The following is an 857-nucleotide window of genomic DNA, read 5'->3' as shown; positions in this document are numbered from 1 at the left end:
GGTCCCCGCCGCCGGTGGCCGATGCGCTTTCGGCTGATGCATTAGCCGGCGGCAGCACGCTTCCCGCGGGCGCGCGCTGGGCTGTGGATCTTGTGGATCTTGTGTCGGCTGCGGCACCGGACGCAGCCGGCCTGCCGCTGCCCGCCCTGCTGGCCGGCATCGCCGTCGTCGAGGACCTGGATGCCGCGGCGCAGCTGATCGCCGCGCGTCCCGAGCTGACCGCCGTGACCCGGACCGGGGACGTCTTCACGGCGCTGACCGTGACCGGCGGGTCCGCGTCGGCGCCGTCGCTGCTGGAAGTCCAGGCCGCCGTCGACGACGCCGCGTCGAAGCTGGCCGCCGTCACCGCCGCGCTCGAACGCAACCGCTTCGCACTCTCCACCGCCCGGACCCGGCGCGCTGAAGCCCAGGACCGTGCCGACGCGGCCCTCGCGAAACTCCACGATTCCGACGCGAAACTCGCGGCCGTCGCCGAACGCCTGGGCCACCTGAACGCGGTGCTGCGCAGCGCCGTCGCCGAAAGTGAGCGGCTGGCCGCCTCCCTGGCCAGGGCTGAGGCCCAGATTGTCAGCGAACAAGGTGCGCTGGAAGCGGTGGCGGCCCGGCTCGCCGCGGCCTCAGAGGCCCCCGCGGAGCAGGAACCTTCCCCGGAGCACCGGGATGCCCTGGCCCTGGCCGCCTCGCTGGCCCGCACGGCCGAGATGGAGGCCAGGCTCGCCCTGCGCAGTGCCGAGGAACAGCTCACGGCCACCCGCAACCGGGCGGCGTCGCTGGAACGGGCCGCCGCCACCGAACGCCGCGCCCGCGAGGAAGCCGCCGAACGGGCCCGCCGGCGCCGGCTCCAGGCCCGGCGCGCC

General features: G+C 75.6%; 1 pseudogene. It reads left to right on the top strand.

The features are described 5' to 3' along the window. Nucleotides 1-92: 92 nt before the first annotated feature. A pseudogene (locus Y706_RS23240) lies at nt 93-857 on the top strand (chromosome segregation protein SMC); the annotation flags it as partial.

Source organism: Arthrobacter sp. I3 (assembly GCF_000520575.1).
Classification (GTDB): Bacteria; Actinomycetota; Actinomycetes; order Actinomycetales; family Micrococcaceae; genus Arthrobacter; species Arthrobacter humicola_A.
This window is presented reverse-complemented; position numbering and strand designations above follow the sequence as displayed.